Annotated in this window: 1 protein-coding gene; it reads right to left on the bottom strand. The window is 41.9% G+C overall.

Annotated features, from left to right (window positions below; translation table 11 throughout):
* On the bottom strand, positions 1–293 hold a 293-nt coding region (locus tag AB4185_RS21655), incomplete at its 3' end, for an RNase H family protein (protein ID WP_372135918.1).
* Between the last annotated feature and the right edge of the window lie 20 nt (positions 294–313).

The raw sequence follows: 313 nt of genomic DNA, 5'->3' as shown, positions 1-313 counted from the left end.
TTTTTATTTGCTTTACGCCAATTTCGACGTTTCCAACCATCAAGCCAGTCATTAAAACCATCAACGCAATAGTCACTGCTTGAATAAATAATATCGCCATCACAAGCACGCTCTAGCCCAAAAGCAAGTGCTGATAACTCTGCGTAATTACGGTCTACGATGCTATCAAGGAACAACCAGTCTTCACCCGCTATTCTTTCATAGTCATCGAATACAACCTGCCCTACCCCAGCAGAGAGTCGTCCTCTTCGCTTCTCTACGATGGCTGCTTCTACATAAATTTCTTTTTTCATTTTTATACTCTCCAGAGACT

The organism is Vibrio sp. 10N.286.48.F5, from assembly GCF_041469785.1.
In the GTDB taxonomy this organism is placed as follows: domain Bacteria; phylum Pseudomonadota; class Gammaproteobacteria; order Enterobacterales; family Vibrionaceae; genus Vibrio; species Vibrio crassostreae_C.
The sequence above is the reverse complement of the archived record's forward strand: the minus strand, read 5'-3'. Positions and strand labels throughout refer to the sequence as shown.